The following is a 21,047-nucleotide window of genomic DNA, read 5'->3' as shown; positions in this document are numbered from 1 at the left end:
AAAGGGTTCCGTCTATATATAAGGCGGATTTCATTGCCGGATGACGTGGATGGATAGAAAAGCGTAATTAAGGGTTGACGGCAGATTCTGAGTCTCTATAATTCGCCCCACTTCCGGCGCAGTCGAAACGGAAAACTCCTTGAGTTTCAATGAGTTAGATGTTTTCTGGCGGTACAGGGCTTCAGTTCATCGAAGTCCGGAAGGAGTGGGTAGAGCAGTGTTGTTTGGCTCTATCGACGGTTCGATCGTCTCGGTCGAAAGCGGTGAAAAAGAGGTGTTGACAGCAGCGAGTAACGCTGTAGAATTCGCCTCCCGCTGACGAGAGATCGGAAGCGCAAGTGGTTGAAGTTGATAAGGAAACTTGGAAAACTTCTTAAAATAACCGCTTGACAGTAACGCCAGGCGCTGTAGAATGCGCGCCTCGGTTGAGACGAAAGACTCAGCCAACCGCTCTTTAACAACTGAATCAAGCAATTCGTGTGGGTGCTTGTGGAGTCAGACTGCTAGTCAACAGATTATCAGCATCACAAGTTACTCCGCGAGAAATCAAAGATGTAACCAACGATTGCTGAGCCAAGTTTAGGGTTTTCTCAAAACCCAAAGATGTTTGAACTGAAGAGTTTGATCATGGCTCAGATTGAACGCTGGCGGCAGGCCTAACACATGCAAGTCGAGCGGTAGAGAGGTGCTTGCACCTCTTGAGAGCGGCGGACGGGTGAGTAATGCCTAGGAATCTGCCTGGTAGTGGGGGATAACGTTCGGAAACGGACGCTAATACCGCATACGTCCTACGGGAGAAAGCAGGGGACCTTCGGGCCTTGCGCTATCAGATGAGCCTAGGTCGGATTAGCTAGTTGGTGAGGTAATGGCTCACCAAGGCGACGATCCGTAACTGGTCTGAGAGGATGATCAGTCACACTGGAACTGAGACACGGTCCAGACTCCTACGGGAGGCAGCAGTGGGGAATATTGGACAATGGGCGAAAGCCTGATCCAGCCATGCCGCGTGTGTGAAGAAGGTCTTCGGATTGTAAAGCACTTTAAGTTGGGAGGAAGGGCCGTTCCCTAATACGTGATGGTTTTGACGTTACCGACAGAATAAGCACCGGCTAACTCTGTGCCAGCAGCCGCGGTAATACAGAGGGTGCAAGCGTTAATCGGAATTACTGGGCGTAAAGCGCGCGTAGGTGGTTCGTTAAGTTGGATGTGAAAGCCCCGGGCTCAACCTGGGAACTGCATTCAAAACTGTCGAGCTAGAGTATGGTAGAGGGTGGTGGAATTTCCTGTGTAGCGGTGAAATGCGTAGATATAGGAAGGAACACCAGTGGCGAAGGCGACCACCTGGACTGATACTGACACTGAGGTGCGAAAGCGTGGGGAGCAAACAGGATTAGATACCCTGGTAGTCCACGCCGTAAACGATGTCAACTAGCCGTTGGGAGCCTTGAGCTCTTAGTGGCGCAGCTAACGCATTAAGTTGACCGCCTGGGGAGTACGGCCGCAAGGTTAAAACTCAAATGAATTGACGGGGGCCCGCACAAGCGGTGGAGCATGTGGTTTAATTCGAAGCAACGCGAAGAACCTTACCAGGCCTTGACATCCAATGAACTTTCCAGAGATGGATTGGTGCCTTCGGGAGCATTGAGACAGGTGCTGCATGGCTGTCGTCAGCTCGTGTCGTGAGATGTTGGGTTAAGTCCCGTAACGAGCGCAACCCTTGTCCTTAGTTACCAGCACGTTAAGGTGGGCACTCTAAGGAGACTGCCGGTGACAAACCGGAGGAAGGTGGGGATGACGTCAAGTCATCATGGCCCTTACGGCCTGGGCTACACACGTGCTACAATGGTCGGTACAGAGGGTTGCCAAGCCGCGAGGTGGAGCTAATCCCATAAAACCGATCGTAGTCCGGATCGCAGTCTGCAACTCGACTGCGTGAAGTCGGAATCGCTAGTAATCGCGAATCAGAATGTCGCGGTGAATACGTTCCCGGGCCTTGTACACACCGCCCGTCACACCATGGGAGTGGGTTGCACCAGAAGTAGCTAGTCTAACCTTCGGGGGGACGGTTACCACGGTGTGATTCATGACTGGGGTGAAGTCGTAACAAGGTAGCCGTAGGGGAACCTGCGGCTGGATCACCTCCTTAATCGACGACAGCAGCTGCTCCATGAGCTCCCACACGAATTGCTTGATTCATTGAAGAAGACGATAGAAGCAGCCCGAAATTGGGTCTGTAGCTCAGTTGGTTAGAGCGCACCCCTGATAAGGGTGAGGTCGGCAGTTCGAATCTGCCCAGACCCACCAATTTTGTGTGGGAAACGCCTGTAGAAATACGGGGCCATAGCTCAGCTGGGAGAGCGCCTGCCTTGCACGCAGGAGGTCAGCGGTTCGATCCCGCTTGGCTCCACCACTACTGCTTCTGTGACTGAAAGCTTAGAAATGAGCATTCCATCGAGACGATGGTGAATGTTGATTTCTAGTCTTTTGATTAGATCGTTCTTTAAAAATTTGGGTATGTGATAGAAAGATAGACTGGATGGCACTTTCACTGGTGTTGTTCAGGCTAAGGTAAAATTTGTGAGTTCTCGTAATTGAGAAATTCGAATTTTCGGCGAATGTCGTCTTCACAGTATAACCAGATTGCTTGGGGTTATATGGTCAAGTGAAGAAGCGCATACGGTGGATGCCTTGGCAGTCAGAGGCGATGAAAGACGTGGTAGCCTGCGAAAAGCTTCGGGGAGTCGGCAAACAGACTGTGATCCGGAGATGTCTGAATGGGGGAACCCAGCCATCACAAGATGGTTATCTTGTACTGAATACATAGGTGCAAGAAGCGAACCAGGGGAACTGAAACATCTAAGTACCCTGAGGAAAAGAAATCAACCGAGATTCCCTTAGTAGTGGCGAGCGAACGGGGACTAGCCCTTAAGCTTCTTTGATTTTAGCGGAACGCTCTGGAAAGTGCGGCCATAGTGGGTGATAGCCCTGTACGCGAAAGGATCTTAGAAGTGAAATCGAGTAGGACGGAGCACGAGAAACTTTGTCTGAATATGGGGGGACCATCCTCCAAGGCTAAATACTACTGACTGACCGATAGTGAACCAGTACCGTGAGGGAAAGGCGAAAAGAACCCCGGAGAGGGGAGTGAAATAGATCCTGAAACCGTATGCGTACAAGCAGTGGGAGCCCACTTTGTTGGGTGACTGCGTACCTTTTGTATAATGGGTCAGCGACTTATTTTCAGTGGCGAGCTTAACCGAATAGGGGAGGCGTAGCGAAAGCGAGTCTTAATAGGGCGTCTAGTCGCTGGGAATAGACCCGAAACCGGGCGATCTATCCATGGGCAGGTTGAAGGTTAGGTAACACTGACTGGAGGACCGAACCGACTACCGTTGAAAAGTTAGCGGATGACCTGTGGATCGGAGTGAAAGGCTAATCAAGCTCGGAGATAGCTGGTTCTCCTCGAAAGCTATTTAGGTAGCGCCTCATGTATCACTGTAGGGGGTAGAGCACTGTTTCGGCTAGGGGGTCATCCCGACTTACCAAACCGATGCAAACTCCGAATACCTACAAGTGCCGAGCATGGGAGACACACGGCGGGTGCTAACGTCCGTCGTGAAAAGGGAAACAACCCAGACCGTCAGCTAAGGTCCCAAAGTTATGGTTAAGTGGGAAACGATGTGGGAAGGCTTAGACAGCTAGGAGGTTGGCTTAGAAGCAGCCACCCTTTAAAGAAAGCGTAATAGCTCACTAGTCGAGTCGGCCTGCGCGGAAGATGTAACGGGGCTCAAACCATACACCGAAGCTACGGGTATCACGTAAGTGATGCGGTAGAGGAGCGTTCTGTAAGCCTGTGAAGGTGAGTTGAGAAGCTTGCTGGAGGTATCAGAAGTGCGAATGCTGACATGAGTAACGACAATGGGTGTGAAAAACACCCACGCCGAAAGACCAAGGTTTCCTGCGCAACGTTAATCGACGCAGGGTTAGTCGGTCCCTAAGGCGAGGCTGAAAAGCGTAGTCGATGGAAAACAGGTTAATATTCCTGTACTTCTGGTTATTGCGATGGAGGGACGGAGAAGGCTAGGCCAGCTTGGCGTTGGTTGTCCAAGTTTAAGGTGGTAGGCTGGAATCTTAGGTAAATCCGGGATTCCAAGGCCGAGAGCTGATGACGAGTTACCCTCTGGGTGACGAAGTGGTTGATGCCATGCTTCCAAGAAAAGCTTCTAAGCTTCAGGTAACCAGGAACCGTACCCCAAACCGACACAGGTGGTTGGGTAGAGAATACCAAGGCGCTTGAGAGAACTCGGGTGAAGGAACTAGGCAAAATGGCACCGTAACTTCGGGAGAAGGTGCGCCGGTGAGGGTGAAGCACTTGCTGCGTAAGCCCACGCCGGTCGAAGATACCAGGCCGCTGCGACTGTTTATTAAAAACACAGCACTCTGCAAACACGAAAGTGGACGTATAGGGTGTGACGCCTGCCCGGTGCCGGAAGGTTAATTGATGGGGTTAGCTAACGCGAAGCTCTTGATCGAAGCCCCGGTAAACGGCGGCCGTAACTATAACGGTCCTAAGGTAGCGAAATTCCTTGTCGGGTAAGTTCCGACCTGCACGAATGGCGTAACGATGGCGGCGCTGTCTCCACCCGAGACTCAGTGAAATTGAAATCGCTGTGAAGATGCAGTGTATCCGCGGCTAGACGGAAAGACCCCGTGAACCTTTACTATAGCTTTGCACTGGACTTTGAATTTGCTTGTGTAGGATAGGTGGGAGGCTTTGAAGCGTGGACGCCAGTCTGCGTGGAGCCATCCTTGAAATACCACCCTGGCAACTTTGAGGTTCTAACTCAGGTCCGTTATCCGGATCGAGGACAGTGTATGGTGGGTAGTTTGACTGGGGCGGTCTCCTCCTAAAGAGTAACGGAGGAGTACGAAGGTGCGCTCAGACCGGTCGGAAATCGGTCGTAGAGTATAAAGGCAAAAGCGCGCTTGACTGCGAGACAGACACGTCGAGCAGGTACGAAAGTAGGTCTTAGTGATCCGGTGGTTCTGTATGGAAGGGCCATCGCTCAACGGATAAAAGGTACTCCGGGGATAACAGGCTGATACCGCCCAAGAGTTCATATCGACGGCGGTGTTTGGCACCTCGATGTCGGCTCATCACATCCTGGGGCTGAAGCCGGTCCCAAGGGTATGGCTGTTCGCCATTTAAAGTGGTACGCGAGCTGGGTTTAGAACGTCGTGAGACAGTTCGGTCCCTATCTGCCGTGGACGTTTGAGATTTGAGAGGGGCTGCTCCTAGTACGAGAGGACCGGAGTGGACGAACCTCTGGTGTTCCGGTTGTCACGCCAGTGGCATTGCCGGGTAGCTATGTTCGGAAAAGATAACCGCTGAAAGCATCTAAGCGGGAAACTTGCCTCAAGATGAGATCTCACTGGAGCCTTGAGCTCCCTGAAGGGCCGTCGAAGACTACGACGTTGATAGGCAGGGTGTGTAAGCGCTGTGAGGCGTTGAGCTAACCTGTACTAATTGCCCGTGAGGCTTGACCATATAACACCCAAGCAATTTGCTGACCCGAAAGGGCACCAGATTGCGGTGTGTGAAGACGAAGTGAACCGAAAGTTCGACTGACGCGCAAAACACCGACTGTCACATACCCAATTTGCTGAAGCGAGGCCAACCGGTCCCGACTCAGTACCCGAATTTCTTGACGACCATAGAGCGTTGGAACCACCTGATCCCATCCCGAACTCAGCAGTGAAACGATGCATCGCCGATGGTAGTGTGGGGTTTCCCCATGTGAGAGTAGGTCATCGTCAAGATTAAATTCCGAAACCCCTATCTGCTGACGCAGGTAGGGGTTTTGTTTTGGTTCACAAAAAAGCTCGTAGTCACTGCGGGCGTCTGGGATTAGGTGCCTACCGCATCGATGGACACCCGTTTAGCCGCGTAGGGTATGACGCTTATGCCTCAGGCACCGGGCAGCTCAGGTCCCCTTCCTTGCACTTGAGATAGGTCTTGAAGGTCTCGACTCGCGCCTTGGTGAGCGCCGTGATGCAGTTGCCGTAGATCAGAGGATAAACACTGCCACCTTCAACGCCAGACGCAGAGAAATTGCATTCGGTATCACGGAAGCTGATCCAGGCCCGCTGTGCCTTGACCAGCAACTGCTTGGCCTCGGGATTGTCTTTCAGGCGCGCAGTGATCTGCTTGTAAAGGTTGTTCAATTCGGTGTCGGCGGCGTTCTTCTCTTGGGCCGCGCATTGGTTCATCTCGCTCTGGGTGATGGCATTGGTGCAGTCGTCGGCTTGGGCTGCGGCGATAAAGAGCAACGGTGTCAGAGCCAGAAGCAAGCGTGGGGGCATGGTCGATCTCTCCTTGAAAGGCTTGAAAAATGCCGGAGGAGTGTACATCGCTCCAAGGGTTTCTAGCGTCGACCCATGGTCAAACAACGGACTGATACAACTTTCCGGTTGGCCTTGTGGTCTTACAGGCCTACTGTTGAACACAGGAGGTGACCCATGCATTTATCCGATCGCATCGAAAGAAAGATCCTGCTCAAGGCGCCGCGTTCCCAGGTCTGGCGGGCCCTGGCCAATGCCGAAGCCTTTGGCAGATGGTTTGGCGTGGCCCTGGAAGGCAAACGGTTTGTGGCCGGTGAACGGACCCAGGGACAGATCACTTATCCCGGTTATGAGCACCTTACCTGGGACGTGGCGGTGGAGCGGGTCGAGCCCGAACGGGTGTTCTCGTTTCGCTGGCATCCCTACGCCATCGAACCCCAGGTGGATTACTCCCAAGAGCCCGAGACGCGGGTTCAGTTCGAGTTGGAGGATATCGACGGAGGCACCTTGCTCAAGGTGGTGGAGTCAGGGTTTGACGGCATTCCCGAGGCGCGCCGACTCAAGGCTTTTCGCATGGACAGCCGCGGTTGGGACGAGCAGATGGCCAATATCGAGGAGTTCCTGACCAGGTCCTGAGCCGGTAGCGATCAATGGCTGATGGTTCTCGCCTGAGGAAACTAAGGGTTTCCGGAAGGACGGTATGGCGAATGTCTTACACGCGATGGCTGCTTTGTCGACTATTGCGCTTTGGATCCGAGGCGTAATCTGTATTCATCCACTGAAGCACAGGGAGTGCTCAGGATCAGGGACGATCGACCTTGCAAGGATGGCTATCGACAGGGAGTCGTGATGGTCTTGGAAAAACCCGCTTCGGCGGGTTTTTTTTCGCCTGTCAAAAAGGGCAGCAGCGCTGTATAGCGAAAAGCTTACACGTCGGCGCTGTGTTCTCGTCTTTTTCCACGCCATCGATGGGCTTAATCTGTGTCCATCCACTGAGTACAGGGAGTGCTCGGGGTCATGGATGATGGGACCAGGCAAGGAATGCCGGACAGGGAGTCAAATTGGTCCTCAAAAAACCCGCTTCGGCGGGTTTTTTTCGTCTTTAGAAAAGTGCGACGGCTATGCGTCGACCCCGTTCCGGGTCGCTATCAAAAGCTTTCGGTCTGCAAGGCCTGGGCACGCAGGCGAGCGATATCCTTGCTTGGCGAAGCGCCGAAGAGGCGACTGTACTCTCGGCTGAACTGTGAAGGGCTTTCATACCCCATTTTGTAGCCGACCGACGAAACATCGCCACTCTCCGCCAACAGCAACCGCCGGGCCTCTTGCAAGCGCAGTTGCTTCTGATACTGCAACGGACTCATGGCGGTGACGGCTTTGAAGCGATGATGAAGCGCCGAAGGGCTGAGATTGATCATCTGTGCCAGGTTGTCGATGCTCAGCGGCTCGGCGTAATGGGTATTGAGCCACTCGATAGCTCGACTGATGCGATGGGCCTGGGTGTCCGGGATGGCAATTTCATGCAAGCGCTGGCCTTGGGCGCCGCGCAGCAGCCGATAGAAAATCTCCTGCTGGGCGAGGGGCGCCAGGGCTGCGATATCGTCTGGGCTGTCCAATAGCCGCAGCAAGCGCAACATCGCATCGAGCAGTGGTGTGTCGATCCTGTCCAGGAACAGCCCGCGGCCGGTCTTCCGAGGCGGTACAGCAATGGGGCTGGCGTCGGCAATCAGTCTGCAGATCTGCGCCGGGTCGATGTCCAGGCGAATGCACAGGTAAGGGCGCTCGGGGCTGGCTTCGATTACCTGGCCGGCCAACGGTAGCGAGACAGAGACCACCAGATAGTTGAGTGGATCATAAACGTAGCATTCGTCTGCGAGCCGAACCTCCTTGCGCCCCTCGATGATCACGCACAGGCCCGGCTTGTGCACGATGTGCAGGGCGTCGCTCAGTTCGTCGCTGCGAATCAGGCTCAGGGCCTTGATGGCGGTGGGGTGAATACCATTCTGCGGGGCGAAGCGTTTCATCAGGTCCGCCAGTTCAGCGCGACGCGGGTTGACGTCCTCGTCTGGCGCAACCTGTATGGACGTGGATACCGACATGCCGATCTATCTCCCTGGTTAGACCGCGTTAGTAAAACTGATTGCACGGCCGGCTGCCAGAGTCGCCTGGTTTGCTACAGGATCGTGCAAGCGCGCAGGAGGATCCGGCTAACCCTGCCATCGGCTGCCTCCCTAATCTGGACCTGTCAGAACGCTCCCTCCGGGGGCGAACACACCCAGACGAGGAAACCATCATGTCCGATATCCAGAACAAAGTAGTCGTGATTACCGGTGCCAGTAGCGGGATTGGTGAAGCGGCAGCACGTCTGCTGGCCGCCCGCGGTGCCCGCGTAGTACTCGGCGCCCGGCGCGTCGATCGTCTGCAAGCGCTGGTCCAGGAACTCGAGGCCGCCGGTCAACGGGCTATCTGCAGGGCCGTGGACGTGACCCGGCGCGACGATGTCCAGAATCTGATCGACTTCGCCGTCGAACGTTTCGGCAAGGTGGATGTGATTATCAACAACGCCGGCGTCATGCCGCTCTCCAAACTCGAGGCGCTGAAGGTCGATGAGTGGGATCGGATGATCGACGTCAACATCCGTGGTGTGCTCCACGGCATTGCGGCTGGGCTGCCATTGATGCAACGTCAGCGTAGCGGCCAGTTCATCAACATCGCTTCCATTGGTGCCTACGCCGTCAGCCCTACCGCCGCTGTGTATTGCGCCACTAAATATGCGGTGCGGGCCATTTCCGAAGGCTTGCGCCAGGAGGTTGGGGGTGATGTGCGGGTGACGGTGATTTCCCCCGGCGTGACCGAATCGGAACTGGCTGAGAGCATTTCCGATGAGGGTGGCCGCGCCGAAATGCGCGAGTTCCGCAGAATCTCGATTCCCGCCGAGGCGATTGCCCGGGCGATTGCCTACGCCATCGAACAACCGGCGGATGTGGACGTCAGCGAACTGGTGGTGCGGCCGACGGCCAGCCCGTACTGATGTGGAACGACCGAACGGCGAGCGGACTGATCCGCTCGCCACAGGCCACTAGGCAGGGATTTCCAACCGCGCGGCAGCGCGTTGGGTGATCTGCGAACGCACCCGGAACGATTCCGCCGAGCGCCGCTGGGCTTCCTCCAATACGCGTGTGGGGGCGGTGTCAGGGCTGCCGGAGGTGAACGGCGGGGCAGGGGCGTATTCGAGTTGCAGTTGGACCAGCTCGGCGGTGTCCTGGTCGAACAGCTCGGCCGCCAGGGTCAAGGCAAAATCGATCCCTGCCGTGATGCCGCCACCGGTGAGCAGGTTGCCATCACGCACTACGCGGTCCTTGATCGGCGTCGCGCCGAGCGTCTGCAGCAGGCTGTGATAAGCCCAATGGGTGGTGGCGCGTTTGCCTCGCAGCAGGCCGGCCGCACCGAGTACCAGCGCACCGGTGCACACCGACGTGACGTATTGCGCGTGCGCCGCTTGTTGCTGAATGAACGCCAGGGTCAGTGGGTCTTCCATCAATGGCCCGACGCCGGTGCCACCGGGGATGCAGATCACGTCGAGTTTCGGACAATCCTCGAACGTCGTGGTGGGCAACAGCACCAGTCCGGTGCTGGCGGTGACCGGAGCCAGGTCTTTCCAGATCAGGTGCACCTTCACGTCTGGCAATGAGGCCAGCACGTCATAGGGGCCGGTGAGGTCCAACTGCTGGACCTGGGGAAATAACAGCAAACCGATCTGCAATGTCATGACGCTCTCCTTTGGATAATGCCCGGGGGGTGGACGGTTCTACTGTAGGTCCGTAGGCTTTGGCGTATACGCCAATAAGCCCACGAATTACGCCAATATGCCAAACCCACCGAAAACCGTTCATGTACTGGCCTTCGCCAATGTGCAACTGCTCGATGTCACCGGGCCTCTGCAGGTGTTTGCCTCGGCCAATGATATGGCCCGCCAGCGAGGTCTGCCGTTGCCGTATGCACCGACGGTGATCGCCGCCGGTGGTGGTGCGGTGGTGTCTTCGGCAGGGTTGGCGCTGATGGCCGAGCCGTTGCCGACCGAAGGCAGCGACACCTTGCTGATCGCTGGCGGTTGGGGGGTGTACGAGGCGGCGAAGGACCCGGCGCTGGTGGCCTGGGTCAAGGACCATGGCGAGCGTTCACGGCGAGTGGCCTCGGTGTGCACCGGGGCATTCCTGCTGGCCGCCAGCGGTTGGCTGGACGGGCGCCGGGTGGTTACGCACTGGACCCGTTGTGAGCAACTGGCCGAGCAGCATCCCCAGTTGCGGGTCGAACCCAATCCGATTTTCATCAACGATGGCCCGGTCTGGACCTCGGCCGGAGTCACGGCGGGCATCGACCTGGCCCTGGCGCTGGTGGAAGACGACCTGGGCCGCGCCGTGGCCCTGGAAGTCGCCCGGCAACTGGTGGTGTTCCTCAAGCGACCGGGCGGGCAATCACAGTTCAGCGTGACCTTGTCGCTGCAGAACCAGGGCAGCCGTTTTGATGACCTGCACGCCTGGATCGCCGAAAACCTCACCCAGGACCTGGGCCTGCCCAACCTGGCCGCCCAGGCGGGCATGAGCGAACGCAGCTTTGTCCGCCATTACCGTACCGAAACCGGCCAGACGCCGGCGCGGGCGGTGGAATTGATTCGCGTGGAAACCGCCCGCCGCCTGTTGTCCGACACCGGGGTGCCGATCAAGCGGGTCGCGGTGCAATGCGGCTTCGGCAGTGAAGAAACCCTGCGCCGCAGTTTCCTGCGGGCCATGGGGGTGACGCCCCAGGCGTATCGCGAGCGCTTCGCTGTCAGCCTTCAAGCAGATCCAACAGGGCTTTGATCGTAGCCTCGGGGGCTTCCTGGGGAATATTGTGACCAACACCGCTCAGCACCCGGCGCTCGTAGAAACCACTGAAATGCCTGGCATCTTCGTCGTGTTCAGGTGCTGGCCCCACGCCGTCGTCGGCACCGCACAGGGAAATGCTGGGCACGCTGATGCCGGGTTGCGCCGTGAGCTGTTCTTCCATCCATTCAAGGGTCGGATCTCCCGGTGCGTACATGAATCGATGGCGGTAGGAGTGAATCACCACGTCGACGAAGTCGGGGTTTTCAAAAGATGGTGCGGTCAGCGAAAACAGCTCCGTGCCACGCTTCCAGGTCGGCGACCACAGGCGCCAGAGCAATTCACACAGCTCACGCCGGTTCTGCGTCAGGCCTTCCACGCCGCGGGTCGTGTGGAAATAATACTGATACCACAGCCGATGCTCCGTATCCGGGTCCAGCGGTTGGGTTGAGCGAGGAATATCCTGCAGGTTGTAGCCATCGCCGGTGACCAGGCAGCGAACGCGCTCGGGCCACAATGCCGCCACGATGCACGCCGCCCGGCCACCCCAGTCATAGCCACATAACGCTGCCTGGGGGATGTTGAGTGCGTGCATCAAGTCCAACAGGTCCTGGGCCAGTGCTGCTTGCTGGCCGGAACGCAGGATCGCCGGGTTGTTGAACCGGGTCGGGCCATAGCCGCGCAGGTAGGGCACGATGACCCGGTAGCCGTGTTGGGCCAGGACCGGTGCGACGTCATCGAACGCCCTGGGATCGTAAGGAAAACCGTGCAGCAGGATGACCGGGTCGCCGCCAGCGGGACCGTGTTCTTCGTAGGCGATGCGCAACAGCGGTGTTACCGCGAAACTGATCCTGGGATCCTGATTCATGTCGGCCTCCGGCGGCGCCCGGTTGCGTTCAGGCGGGTTCCTGATTCACGTATTTGGCCCGATCCGGCGTGAAGGTCACGATCATCTTCGTGCTGGTGCAGGTCAGCGTGCGTTCCTGGGACAAGTCGATGTCCAGGTCTTCACCCCGCAGGCCCTGCCATTGGGCGAGGTATTTGAGGCAGCCGAATTTTTCGTTTTTCTTCAGGCTGCGGCTGACCCCGCCTTTCCAGCCCAGCACCGGCAACTCACCGGCCTGGCAACGTTGCGCCAGTTCCGGAAATTTCGTGGCCCGGTCGCGGCCGATTTCCCAGCATTTGATCAAGCCCTTGTCCTGGCCTTCCCAGAGGTCTTCCCGGGTCAGGCCGGTACGGGGCGGGGTGTCGATGGTGCGTTTCACGTAGGTCATGCCTGGTCCTTGAGTCGGGTTTTATCGGGCAGCTCCGCTGCACCCGTGAGAGCATCGATCTTAGGAGGGGTTTGGGGGACTGGCAACCTGAAAGGACCCATGACGATGAATGGGCCGAATGCCCCTGATGCTTTCTGTGGCGAGGGAGCTTGGTCCCGCTGGGTTGCGAAGCGACCCCCTTATCAGATCCTGATTTTTCGGAGGCTGGAAGATTTTGCGACTGCTGCGCAGCCGAGCGGGAGCAAGCTCCCTCGCCACAGGTGTGTGTTCCTACAGAAAAATTGGTGAACAGGAATTTTCTGACGAGTCGTGGCGGTTGTCGGTTAGGAAGTGGTGGGGATAGGCTTTGCCGGTCGCTGCAAAAATCAGCGACCGGGCTTGGTCGTCCGGGTTTAGAATGGCGCACGGTGCCGCGCAAGCGGCTGTCTGCTTTATGGCTGGCTGTGCGTGGGAGGGCTCCGGGCCCTGCCGGGTTTCCATTCCCTGGTCGACCAACCTGCGTACAGTTCGCCACCCTCTGCTTGGTCGCGGAAATGGCGAACTCCACATTCGAATGGAGTTTCATCATGGTCAAGATCACCCCCAACCCTCCCAGCGCCGAAAACCTTTCTGCCTACACCTCCCTCGACTCAAGAAAACTCCGCGAAGCCGCCGATCGGGCGCTGAGCGTGCATCTGTCTCCAACCACCACAGCCAAATCCGACACTTACGATGGCCAAGTCTTTTCGGTGGTTCCGGGCATTAATACCGAATCGGTGCTGACCAGCCTCAGCGAAACCCTGGCGTCGGTCAATGCGATGGTCAGTGACCTGGCGTTCGAGCTGGAGGGTTCCCGGCGACATGTTGCGTTGGGGATCCAGCAGTTGATTGAGTTGGGTACGTTGCTGGCCAATCGTGCGCTGGATGACATCGAGCCGGTGGCCTGACATATCGCTTCTGTGGCGAGGGGATAAATCCCCTCGCCACAGGGAGGTGTTCACTCGAGAATGACGCCAGCCCGGGTTAAGGCTGCCAACTATTCTTCTCCCCACTCAACTTGCGATCCAGGAAACTCGCCGCGCTGATCAGTGCCAGATGGCTCAAGGCCTGTGGCGTGTTGCCCAGATGATAACCGTGGCCGTCGAACTCCTCGGCGTATAACCCCAGCGGGTTGGCATAGCGCAGCAGTTGTTCGAACTCCAGTTGGGCTTTTTCCACGCGGCCGGCGCGGGCCAGGCATTCAACGTACCAGAACGAGCAGGCGACGAATGAACCTTCGGTGCCGTTGAGGCCGTCGATCGGGTCATCGTCGTTGCGGTAGCGGTACACCATGCCGTCACGCACCAGGTGCTTTTCGATGGCATCAAGGGTGGACAGCCAGCGCGGGTCCCGGGCACTGACGAAGCGCACCAGCGGCATCAGCAACATCGAGCCGTCCACGGCGGTACTGCCCAGGCGCTGGACGAAATGCTGGCGTTCGTCGTTCCAGAAACGGCTCCATATGTCTTTGTAGATGGCCTGGCGGGTTTCGTCCCAGCGGGTGAACGGCGCGGGCAGGGAGCGTTTGACGGCGAGGCGGATGGCGCGGTCGACGGCCACCCAGCACATGAGGCGCGAATGCAGGAAATCCTGTTTATCGCCGCGCATTTCCCAGATGCCCACGTCCTTGTCTTGCCAGATTTCGCACACCTGGTCGATCACGTCGACAGTGTGTTGCCAGCCCTGATGGGAAATGGCTTCGCCGTACTTGTTGACCAGATACACCGCGTCCATCAACTCGCCGAAGATGTCCAGTTGCACCTGCTCGTAGGCCAGGTTGCCGATGCGCACCGGTCGCGCATTGCCGAATCCGCTCAGGTGCGGCAGTTCGGTTTCCGGCAACGCCTGCCTGCCGTCGAGGCCGTACAGGATGTTGAGTTTGACCGGTTGCCCGCGACAATCGCTGACCCGGCCGCGCATCCAGCGCATGTAGGCGTTGGCCTCTTCGACGAAGCCCAGGCGCATGAATGCGTAGACGGTGAACGAGGCGTCGCGGATCCAGGTGTAGCGATAATCCCAGTTGCGCTCGCCGCCGCGGGTTTCCGGCAGGCCGAAGGTAGCGGCGGCGAGGATGGCGCCGTGTTTGCGCGAGGTCAGCAATTTGAGCGCGAGGGCAGAGCGGTTGACCGTTTCCCGCCAGCGTCCGCGGTAATTGGATTGGCCGATCCAGCCGCGCCAGAACGCCAGGGTTCGCTCCAGGCATATGGCGCTGACATCATCCTGAAGCCTGGGATCGTCGATGCCTCCCAACAGGAACTCCGCGCTCTGGCCTTCTTGCAAGGTGAATCCGGCCAGCGCCGCGTTGCCGTCCAGGGTCATGGCCTGGTCTGAACGCAGGCGCAGGCTCGGTTGTCCCTTCGCTTTGAAACAGACGTGGGCGCCTTCCAGGTGCGCAGTGGTGGCGGCCCGGGCGTAGTCATGGCGTACCGCGCAGCGCATGCGAAACGTCGCGTGGCCGACCGCCATGTGCACCTTGCGCATCAGCACCGGCAGGTCATCCTCGGTGTCACCGATGGGCAGCAGGTCGGTGATTTCCACCACCACGCCATCGCTCAGCCAGCGGGTTTGCAGTACGTTGGTGTCGGGCAGGTAGATCTGCTGGCGCCGGGCGTCCGGCAGGTCGGGCGCGAGCTGGAAAATGCCCGCTTGCGGGGTATCCAGCAGCGAACAGAAGATCGAGGGGCTGTCGAATTCCGGCCAGCAGAAAAAGTCGACGCTGCCCCGGTCATTGACCAGCGCGGCACTGCGCATGTCGCCGATGATGCCGTGGTTCTCGATGGGACTTTGTGGTTCGTCATGGTCAGCCATTGCCGCGAAACCCCGGATAAAGGCTCATTCCGCCATCGATGAACAGCGTGGTGCCCACCACATAATCGGAAAGATCCGACGCCAGCCAGACCACCGCGTTGGCGACGTCTTCCACATCACCGATGCGACCATAGGGAATCAGCTCCAGCAGCTTTTGCCCCGGTTCGCCCTCGGTCACCTCGCGGTTGATGGCGGTGCGGATGGCGCCGGGGGCGATGCTGTTGATGCGGATGCGCTGGTGGCTGGTTTCCTGGGCCAGGCTCTGCATCAACAGGTCGATACCGCCCTTGGACGCAGCGTAGTTGACGTGACCGGCCCAGGGGATGCGCTGGTGGACCGAACTCATGTGGATGATTTTTCCGGCGGCCCGGGAAACGCCCGGGCGAATACCCTGGCGATTGAAAATCCGTAGCGCGGCGCGGGCGCAGAGGAACTGGCCGGTGAGGTTGACGCCGATCACGGTGTTCCAGTTGTCCAGGCTCATGTCGACGGCAGCGGCGTCTTTTTGCAGGCCGGAATTGGCGACCAGAATGTCCAATGTGCCGAAGGCATCCACAGTCTGGGCGAACAACCGCTCGACCTCCTGTTCCTGGGACACATCGGCGCCGAGGGCGATGGCGCGGCCGCCGTTGTCGTTGATCTCGCGGGCCAGCGCTTCGGCCGGGGCCGCGCCGGAATGGTAATTGAGCACCACGGCGGCACCGGCGGCGGCCAATGCCCTGGCTGAACCGGCGCCAATGCCGGAGCTGGCACCGGTGACGAGGGCAACTTGTTGCGCGAGGGAAATCTGCATGGGCTTAGCACCTTGAACGGAGGGCCTTACCTGCTGACTGGCGCGAAGCGTGGAGAGTTCATTTGTGTGAAGCGGTCTTCATCTTCCCCCGGACTGGATCCCCCGACGCTGCTTCCTAGCGCGTCGCAACCATGAACACCCGTGGAAACGGCAGCAGCACCGTGCCATCGTCCAGGGCCGGATAGGCTTGTTCGACCGCGTGGAGATACCGCTCCAGATACTGCGCGCGTTGCGCCTCGTCCAACGGCTCGAGAAACGGCCGCAAGCCGCTGCCCTTGAACCACTCCACTACACCCGCGGCACCACCGGCCAACGGATGGTGGTAGGTGGTGCGCCACACATCGACGCGGCTGCAATGGGGTTTCAGGATCGAATAGTACGTGCTGGCGTCGGCCACTTCCGTGCGGGTGTCGGCCGCTCCGCCCAATTGGCTGGCCCAGGGACCGCTGGCAGCGATCTCCCGCATCAAGCGGTGGGAGGGCTGATGGAGGGTGTCGGGCATCTGGATCGCCAGGCTGCCGCCCGGCGCGAGTTTGCTCACCAGCGACGGCAGCAGGGTGGCGTGGTCGGGCAGCCATTGCAGCACGGCGTTGGCGAAGATCACGTCGAACGGCCCGGGCTCGTCCCATTGGCCGATATCGGCGGTGTCGAACGCCACGGCGGGCAAGCGCTGGCGGGCAGCGTCGATCATGTCGGCGGAGCTGTCCAGGCCACGCACCGTTGCCCCGCTGAAATGCTCCACCAACAGCTCCGTGGAATTGCCGGGGCCGCAACCCAGATCGATCACCGAACGCGCTTCCACCGGGGGAATGGCGGCCAGCAGGTCCCGGGCCGGGCGGGTGCGTTCCTGTTCAAACGTGACGTACTGCCTGGCGGACCAGCTCATGGCGTTCTCCTGGGTCGAAATCGAATCGGGTCGCAGCAGTATAAAGGCGCCAGGGGAATGAGGCGCGCACCTGTTAGTTCTTACAGCAGACAGGTCGATCGGCCCGCAATACATTGCTTGATGGCGTGAGCAAGATTCCAGCGCCGACGTAACCTGGAAGCCGAACCCTGGTCTGTACCTTCCGCACCGATTTCGCCAGGCGAAAAACCTGATCCAGATGATGCTGCTTCTACGCACGGGCCTGGTGGCGCTGTTGCTGGGCTCATTGAGTGTGGCGCCGCAGGTTGGCGCAGCCCCCGAATCGCTGCAGGTGCTCGGGCGCTCCCACGTGGATGACTATTCGGTGGCCCTGGACGAGGCCGACCAGGTCTGGTTGCGGGGCAAGGGCAGGTTGTTGCTGGGCGTCTCGGCACCGGATTACTCGCCGTTCAGCATCACTGGCAATGGCAACGATTATGAAGGCCTGACCGCCGACTACGCCCAGTTGCTCGGGCAGTTGCTGCAGGTCGAGGTGCAGGTGCGGCGTTACCCGTCCCGGGCCGAATCGCTCCAGGCGCTGCACAGCGGCGAGATCGACCTGCTCGGTACCGCCAACGGCTTCGAGGCCGGCGACCCGGAACTGAGCATGTCCCAGGCATACGCCGATGACCTGCCCACCCTCGTGGCGCGCATTGATGACAGCCAGGACTTGCCCCCGGACCTGGCGGGCAAGCGATTGGCGATGTTGTACCACTATCTGCCGCCGGCCACGGTCGAAGCGTTCTACCCCGATGCCACCTTGCAGTTGTACCCCTCGACCTTGAGCGCCATTGGCGCGGTGGCGTTCGGTCAGGCCGATGTCTACCTGGGAGATTCGATCAGCGCCAACTACCTGATCGGCAAGAACTACCTGAACAATATCCAACTGGCGGATTTTTCCCGCCTGGAAGTGCAGCCGTTCGCCTTCGCGATCAGGCGGGACAACCGGCGCTTGTTGCATATTGTCGATGCCGCGCTGCAAGCAATTCCCACCCGGGAGCGCATGAGCATCCTGCGCCGCTGGAGTGCCGGTGGCGCCAGCATGCCGGGGCAGCAGGCGCTGCATTTCAGCGTCAATGAACAACGCTGGCTGGATGCGCATCCGCGGATCACGGTGGCCGTCAACGAACATTTCCCGCCGCTGACGTTTGTCGATGACCAGGACCAGATTCGCGGTATCGGCGCCGATGTGCTGGCCAGGATCAGTTTGCGCACCGGCCTCAAGTTCGATCTGCGGCGTGGCAGTTCGCTTGACGGCCTGATCGAGCAGGTCCGGAGCGGCCAGGCCGATGTCCTGGCGGCGGCTCCGGTGACCGCTGAACTTGAAGATGCGCTGCGCTTCACCCGACCGTACTTGAGCACCCCGTTCGTGTTGGTGACGCCACGTACCGCCAAGGTCCCGCTGACCCTGGACCGGATGGAGGGCAAGCGACTGGCGCTGACTCGCGGCAACGTGCTGCGTGAGTACCTGCTGGAACAGTTTCCCCGTGTGCAGTTGGTACCGGCGCAAGACTCCGCCGATACCATGGCCCGGGTCGCCGCCGGCACGGTGGACGGCGCGGTCAACTCGCTGATCAGCGCCCGTTACCTGATCTCCCGGCAGTACCGCGACAGGTTGCAGATCACCAGCACCGTGGGCACCCTGCCGGCACGTGTAGCCCTGGCGACTCGGCGGGATGCACTGGAGCTGCATTCGATCCTCGACAAGGCACTGCTGAGTATCTCCCCCGAAGAAATGGACGAACTGACCAATCGCTGGCGCAGTGAGGTGGTGATCGACGACAGCTATTGGCTGCGTAACCGCACCACCATCCTCCAGGGGTTTGCCATCGCCGCGTTGTTGCTGTTGCTGGCCCTGGGGTGGGTCGTTTATCTGCGGCGGCTGCTGGAGCAACTGCGTATCGCCAAGCAAAGCGCCGACGATGCCAACCGGGCCAAGACCACCTTCGTGGCGACCATGAGCCATGAAATCCGCACGCCGATGAATGCGTTGATCGGCATGCTGGAACTGGCCCTGAAAAAAGCCGACCAGGGCATCGTCGACCGGGTTGCCATCGAAGTCGCTTCCGACGCGGCCCACGGTTTGCTGGGGCTGATCGGCGACATCCTGGATATCGCACGCATCGAGTCGGGGCGATTGTCCCTGGCGCCCGAGCGGGCCAATCTGGCGCGGTTGGTCGAGTCGGTGGCGCGGATGTTCGAAGGCCTGGCCCGGCAGAAACAACTGGACCTGCAACTGGATCTGGACGCCGCGATCGACAAGGACGTCTTGATCGATCCCTTGCGCTTCAAGCAGATCGTGTCGAACCTGCTGAGCAACGCGATCAAATTCACCGAGCAAGGCCGGGTACGCCTGAGTGCGCGAGCCGACCCGGATCAAGACGACAAGCGCCTGGGCCTCTGTCTACGGGTCGAAGACACCGGCAGCGGGATTTCCCTGGAGGACCAGCGACGCCTGTTCAGCCCCTTTACCCAGGCCGGCAATCACCGCCAGTCCGCCCGCAGCGGTTCCGGGCTGGGGCTGATGATCAGCCGTACCCTGTGCGAGATGATGGGCGGTAGCCTGGCGTTGAGCAGCGTGCCGGGGACGGGCACGCAGATCGAGATCCTGCTGCATCTGCCTTTGCTCGACTCCCTGGTGCAAGTACAGCCGGCCGAGGTCGAGGCGCTGGTGGCGGCCCAGGCCCTGAACATCCTGGTGATCGATGACCACCCGGCCAATCGCCTGCTGTTGTCTCGACAACTGAACTACCTGGGGCACCGGGTCCAGGAGGCCGGGGACGGCGTCCAGGGTCTGCTGGCCTGGCGCGCCGGACATTTCGATGCGGTCATCACCGACTGCAACATGCCGTTGATGAGCGGTTATGAGCTGGCCCGTGCCATTCGCGACGAAGAACAGGCCCGAGGACTGTCGCGGGGGTTGATCCTGGGGTTCACGGCCAATGCCCAGCGCGAAGAAAAGGACCGCTGCATCGATGCCGGGATGGACGACTGCCTGTTCAAGCCCATCGGCCTCAAGGAACTGCAGGCGCGCCTGGGTTCGCTCAGTGCGCCGCCTGACGAGGAGGGGCTCGTTGCGTTGACCGACAGTTTCGATCTGACCAGCCTGGAGCAACTGACCGGAGGCGACATCGTCTCGATCAAAAAGCTGCTGGAGGAATTGGTCAGCAGCAATGCCGGCGACAAGGTGCGACTCATGGAGCTGTTCGCCCGGCACGATGTAATTGGGCTCGCGGACCTGGCGCACCGGATCAAGGGCGGGGCGCGGATCATTCAGGCGCAAGGCCTGATCGCCGCCTGTGAGGTATTGGAAGACGCCTGCCGAAGCGCCGACGGCGTGTTGCTTGCCAACGCGGTGGGTGACTTGCGCCAGGCCATGGATTTTCTTACCGAACAACTGGAGACCCATGCGACGAGGGCGCTTGCTGTCCCCGGCTCGCGCGAATGACTTCCTACAACCGCGTGTCGAGCAGAGCTTTTTCCGACGGTTTTTAGGACTCTTCCTACAGCGCCCCTCAAAAGCTTCCTCTAGCCTGAGGCCCCTTAACGTTTACGAGGCGGTTCATACCTGTCGCGTTGTCACTGGGGTGCCTGTCATGCCGAATAAAGCACTGCGTATCATGATTGCCGATACAGACCATTCTCATCGAATGAAGCTTGAGTACCTGTTCAACCAGCAGGGCTATTTCCGGATTGCCCCCGTGAGCAGTGCGCAGGAGCTGATAACGCTGATGGAGTTCGGTATCGAGCCGTTCGACCTGCTGGTCGTCGATGCCTGCCTGGGAGATGGGGCGCTGGACCTGCCGGGTTTCTTCCTCGATAACCCGCAGGTGCGTCATGGAATGATCTACAACGCACAACAGGCCGGCCTCCTGTCGGTACCTGTCGCGCGTCGGGCAAGTGTGCAACTGCACCCTGCGCAACTGCCGGATCTCGCGTCCCTGGCGCGCCTGATGGCGCGGGTCGATCCGGCGGACTGCGAGCTGGTGCATCCGTGGAGTCGTCCCCTCAGGCACAGCCACGGCGGCTGATCCTGACCATTGGTCGGC

14 protein-coding genes, 2 tRNA genes and 3 rRNA genes are annotated in these 21,047 nt (G+C 59.3%); 11 read left to right on the top strand and 8 right to left on the bottom strand.

The annotated features are described in order from the left end of the window. The first annotated feature begins 609 nt into the window (after positions 1 to 609). From LOY67_RS19160 to rrf, 5 genes are all read left to right on the top strand, one after another. A 16S ribosomal RNA gene (locus tag LOY67_RS19160) occupies positions 610 to 2,146 on the top strand. Positions 2,147 to 2,227: 81 nt separating this feature from the next. Next, positions 2,228 to 2,304: transfer RNA gene (locus LOY67_RS19155), tRNA-Ile, on the top strand. A gap of 30 nt (positions 2,305 to 2,334) precedes the next feature. After that, a tRNA-Ala gene (locus LOY67_RS19150) sits at positions 2,335 to 2,410 on the top strand. A gap of 246 nt (positions 2,411 to 2,656) precedes the next feature. After that, a 23S ribosomal RNA gene (locus LOY67_RS19145) occupies positions 2,657 to 5,548 on the top strand. A 156-nt stretch (positions 5,549 to 5,704) separates the two neighbouring features. Next, positions 5,705 to 5,820 (top strand): 5S ribosomal RNA (gene rrf / locus LOY67_RS19140). The 16S, 23S and 5S rRNA genes sit together here with 2 tRNA genes alongside, the layout of an rRNA operon. 141 nt (positions 5,821 to 5,961) lie before the next feature. Here rrf and LOY67_RS19135 read toward each other — a convergent pair. Further along, positions 5,962 to 6,363 (bottom strand): lysozyme inhibitor LprI family protein, encoded by a 402-nt coding sequence (locus tag LOY67_RS19135; RefSeq protein ID WP_265063965.1) that lies wholly within the window; start codon positions 6,361 to 6,363, stop codon positions 5,962 to 5,964. A 156-nt stretch (positions 6,364 to 6,519) separates the two neighbouring features. Between LOY67_RS19135 and LOY67_RS19130 the strand changes: the two genes are divergently transcribed. Continuing rightward, positions 6,520 to 6,978, top strand: coding sequence for an SRPBCC family protein (locus tag LOY67_RS19130; RefSeq protein ID WP_265063964.1), 459 nt, complete (start codon positions 6,520 to 6,522; stop codon positions 6,976 to 6,978). Positions 6,979 to 7,490: 512 nt separating this feature from the next. Here the strand turns inward: LOY67_RS19130 and LOY67_RS19125 are convergent. After that, complete coding sequence (locus LOY67_RS19125) at positions 7,491 to 8,438, bottom strand: AraC family transcriptional regulator (protein WP_265063963.1); 948 nt, start codon at positions 8,436 to 8,438, stop codon at positions 7,491 to 7,493. A gap of 194 nt (positions 8,439 to 8,632) precedes the next feature. Between LOY67_RS19125 and LOY67_RS19120 the strand changes: the two genes are divergently transcribed. Further along, complete coding sequence (locus LOY67_RS19120) at positions 8,633 to 9,370, top strand: SDR family oxidoreductase (protein WP_265063962.1); 738 nt, start codon at positions 8,633 to 8,635, stop codon at positions 9,368 to 9,370. A 48-nt stretch (positions 9,371 to 9,418) separates the two neighbouring features. Here LOY67_RS19120 and inhA read toward each other — a convergent pair whose 3' ends face one another. After that, a complete protein-coding gene (inhA, locus tag LOY67_RS19115) occupies positions 9,419 to 10,108 on the bottom strand; it encodes an isonitrile hydratase (protein ID WP_265063961.1) in 690 nt (229 codons plus the stop codon). A 97-nt stretch (positions 10,109 to 10,205) separates the two neighbouring features. Between inhA and LOY67_RS19110 the strand changes: the two genes are divergently transcribed. Next, the gene (locus LOY67_RS19110; RefSeq protein ID WP_265063960.1) at positions 10,206 to 11,198 is read left to right on the top strand and encodes a GlxA family transcriptional regulator; all 993 of its coding nucleotides are present in this window, start codon (positions 10,206 to 10,208) and stop codon (positions 11,196 to 11,198) included. On the opposite strand, the gene LOY67_RS19105 is transcribed toward LOY67_RS19110, so the two are convergent. After that, positions 11,167 to 12,069, bottom strand: coding sequence for an alpha/beta fold hydrolase (locus LOY67_RS19105; RefSeq protein WP_265063959.1), 903 nt, complete (start codon positions 12,067 to 12,069; stop codon positions 11,167 to 11,169). The two genes, LOY67_RS19110 and LOY67_RS19105, sit on opposite strands and share 32 nt — an antisense overlap. A 28-nt stretch (positions 12,070 to 12,097) precedes the next feature. After that, the gene (locus tag LOY67_RS19100) at positions 12,098 to 12,475 is read right to left on the bottom strand and encodes a hypothetical protein (protein ID WP_265063958.1); all 378 of its coding nucleotides are present in this window, start codon (positions 12,473 to 12,475) and stop codon (positions 12,098 to 12,100) included. 566 nt (positions 12,476 to 13,041) lie between these two features. Here LOY67_RS19100 and LOY67_RS19095 point away from each other — a divergent pair. Further along, positions 13,042 to 13,401 carry a DUF6124 family protein gene (locus LOY67_RS19095; RefSeq protein ID WP_265063957.1) on the top strand — a complete coding sequence of 120 codons (360 nt, stop codon included), beginning with the start codon at positions 13,042 to 13,044 and terminating at the stop codon, positions 13,399 to 13,401. A gap of 76 nt (positions 13,402 to 13,477) precedes the next feature. Here LOY67_RS19095 and LOY67_RS19090 read toward each other — a convergent pair whose 3' ends face one another. The 3 genes from LOY67_RS19090 to tam all read right to left on the bottom strand — a co-directional run bounded on the left by LOY67_RS19090 (position 13,478) and on the right by tam (position 16,980). Continuing rightward, entirely contained in the window at positions 13,478 to 15,301 is a 1,824-nt protein-coding gene (locus LOY67_RS19090; protein WP_265063956.1) for a glycoside hydrolase family 15 protein, read from the bottom strand. After that, positions 15,294 to 16,094: an SDR family oxidoreductase gene (locus LOY67_RS19085; RefSeq protein ID WP_265063955.1), complete on the bottom strand. Its 801-nt coding sequence runs from the start codon at positions 16,092 to 16,094 to the stop codon at positions 15,294 to 15,296. The genes LOY67_RS19090 and LOY67_RS19085 overlap by 8 nt, the downstream gene beginning before the upstream one ends. A gap of 115 nt (positions 16,095 to 16,209) precedes the next feature. Further along, positions 16,210 to 16,980 carry a trans-aconitate 2-methyltransferase gene (gene tam, locus LOY67_RS19080; RefSeq protein ID WP_265063954.1) on the bottom strand — a complete coding sequence of 257 codons (771 nt, stop codon included), beginning with the start codon at positions 16,978 to 16,980 and terminating at the stop codon, positions 16,210 to 16,212. 217 nt (positions 16,981 to 17,197) lie between these two features. On the opposite strand from tam, the gene LOY67_RS19075 reads away from it, so the two are divergent. Together LOY67_RS19075 and LOY67_RS19070 are read left to right on the top strand one after the other, a co-directional pair. Then, on the top strand, positions 17,198 to 20,446 hold the full coding sequence (locus LOY67_RS19075) for a transporter substrate-binding domain-containing protein (RefSeq protein WP_265063953.1): 3,249 nt from the start codon (positions 17,198 to 17,200) through the stop codon (positions 20,444 to 20,446). A gap of 148 nt (positions 20,447 to 20,594) precedes the next feature. Beyond that, positions 20,595 to 21,029, top strand: coding sequence for a response regulator (locus LOY67_RS19070; protein WP_265063952.1), 435 nt, complete (start codon positions 20,595 to 20,597; stop codon positions 21,027 to 21,029). Positions 21,030 to 21,047 lie beyond the last annotated feature (18 nt).

This window comes from Pseudomonas sp. B21-056 (genome assembly GCF_026016325.1).
In the GTDB taxonomy this organism is placed as follows: Bacteria; Pseudomonadota; Gammaproteobacteria; order Pseudomonadales; family Pseudomonadaceae; genus Aquipseudomonas.
The sequence above is the reverse complement of the archived record's forward strand: the minus strand, read 5'-3'. Positions and strand labels throughout refer to the sequence as shown.

What these genes read in the sequence shown, in the direction of transcription:
- LOY67_RS19135 (WP_265063965.1), bottom strand. Translation starts at nt 6,363, where the DNA reads ATGCCCCCACGCTTGCTTCTGGCTCTGACACCGTTGCTCTTTATCGCC.
- LOY67_RS19130 (WP_265063964.1), top strand. Translation starts at nt 6,520, where the DNA reads ATGCATTTATCCGATCGCATCGAAAGAAAGATCCTGCTCAAGGCGCCG.
- LOY67_RS19125 (WP_265063963.1), bottom strand. Translation starts at nt 8,438, where the DNA reads ATGTCGGTATCCACGTCCATACAGGTTGCGCCAGACGAGGACGTCAAC.
- LOY67_RS19120 (WP_265063962.1), top strand. Translation starts at nt 8,633, where the DNA reads ATGTCCGATATCCAGAACAAAGTAGTCGTGATTACCGGTGCCAGTAGC.
- inhA (WP_265063961.1), bottom strand. Translation starts at nt 10,108, where the DNA reads ATGACATTGCAGATCGGTTTGCTGTTATTTCCCCAGGTCCAGCAGTTG.
- LOY67_RS19110 (WP_265063960.1), top strand. Translation starts at nt 10,206, where the DNA reads ATGCCAAACCCACCGAAAACCGTTCATGTACTGGCCTTCGCCAATGTG.
- LOY67_RS19105 (WP_265063959.1), bottom strand. Translation starts at nt 12,069, where the DNA reads ATGAATCAGGATCCCAGGATCAGTTTCGCGGTAACACCGCTGTTGCGC.
- LOY67_RS19100 (WP_265063958.1), bottom strand. Translation starts at nt 12,475, where the DNA reads ATGACCTACGTGAAACGCACCATCGACACCCCGCCCCGTACCGGCCTG.
- LOY67_RS19095 (WP_265063957.1), top strand. Translation starts at nt 13,042, where the DNA reads ATGGTCAAGATCACCCCCAACCCTCCCAGCGCCGAAAACCTTTCTGCC.
- LOY67_RS19090 (WP_265063956.1), bottom strand. Translation starts at nt 15,301, where the DNA reads ATGGCTGACCATGACGAACCACAAAGTCCCATCGAGAACCACGGCATC.
- LOY67_RS19085 (WP_265063955.1), bottom strand. Translation starts at nt 16,094, where the DNA reads ATGCAGATTTCCCTCGCGCAACAAGTTGCCCTCGTCACCGGTGCCAGC.
- tam (WP_265063954.1), bottom strand. Translation starts at nt 16,980, where the DNA reads ATGAGCTGGTCCGCCAGGCAGTACGTCACGTTTGAACAGGAACGCACC.
- LOY67_RS19075 (WP_265063953.1), top strand. Translation starts at nt 17,198, where the DNA reads ATGATGCTGCTTCTACGCACGGGCCTGGTGGCGCTGTTGCTGGGCTCA.
- LOY67_RS19070 (WP_265063952.1), top strand. Translation starts at nt 20,595, where the DNA reads ATGCCGAATAAAGCACTGCGTATCATGATTGCCGATACAGACCATTCT.